Raw genomic sequence first — 386 nt, forward strand, 5'->3', positions numbered from 1 at the left:
ATTTTCTTGATTTTACCATTCCATTTTATGGCTACAATCGCGAAGGGGCAAAGATATCCCTGGGTATCCGTGATAATTGGTGGCGCCAGGGAATGATGGGTGGAATAAAAGCTCACTATGATTGTATCAAAGCTTTTTCAGAAACAGATTTTACCGAAGACCTTAAGAGTGTTGACCTGCCGGTGCTTGTTTTACATGGCGAGGATGACCAGATCGTTCCATTTCAACTTTCTGCCGTAAAGGCGGTAAAACTTTTAAAAAATGGAAAGCTCATTTCTTATCCTGGTTTTCCTCATGGAATGCCGGCAACGGAAGCGGCTACGATAAATGCGGATTTGTTGGCATTTATTAAATCTTAATTGGCAACTAAGTGAAATGAACATAAA

The 386-nt window shown here is 40.4% G+C and carries 1 protein-coding gene; it reads left to right on the forward strand.

Translation table 11 applies throughout. The annotated features are described in order from the left end of the window. On the forward strand, positions 1-359 hold a 359-nt coding region (locus D7Y13_RS44815; RefSeq protein ID WP_147452801.1), incomplete at its 5' end, for an alpha/beta fold hydrolase. Between the last annotated feature and the right edge of the window lie 27 nt (positions 360-386).

The sequence above is a fragment of the Corallococcus praedator genome (genome assembly GCF_003612125.1).
Taxonomy (GTDB): domain Bacteria; phylum Myxococcota; class Myxococcia; order Myxococcales; family Myxococcaceae; genus Corallococcus; species Corallococcus praedator.